General features: G+C 66.3%; 1 protein-coding gene. It reads left to right on the forward strand.

The features are described 5' to 3' along the window. Window positions 1–71: 71 nt before the first annotated feature. The coding region (locus OO69_RS48385; RefSeq protein ID WP_033287430.1) for an IS110 family transposase at window positions 72–347 on the forward strand (276 nt) is incomplete at its 3' end.

The following is a 347-nucleotide window of genomic DNA, read 5'->3' on the forward strand; positions in this document are numbered from 1 at the left end:
TGCATAACGTGGATGCGCGCGTACGACACCACTGCCGAGGCCGGCACGTGCAACTCACCTGAAAGGGCGCGATGTTCGACACCGAAGACGTGGGCGTGTTCCTCGGCCTGGACGTCGGCAAGACCGCTCACCACGGCCACGGACTCACCCCGGCCGGGAAGAAGGTCCTCGACAAGCAGCTGCCCAACAGCGAGCCGAGACTGCGGGCCGTCTTCGACAAGCTGGCCGCGAAGTTCGGCACGGTCCTGGTGATCGTGGACCAGCCCGCTTCCATCGGCGCCCTCCCGCTCACGGTCGCCCGGGACGCCGGCTGCAAGGTCTGTCTCTTATACACATCTCCGAGCCCA

The sequence above is a fragment of the Streptomyces sp. NRRL F-525 genome (genome assembly GCF_000716605.1).
Classification (GTDB): domain Bacteria; phylum Actinomycetota; class Actinomycetes; order Streptomycetales; family Streptomycetaceae; genus Streptomyces.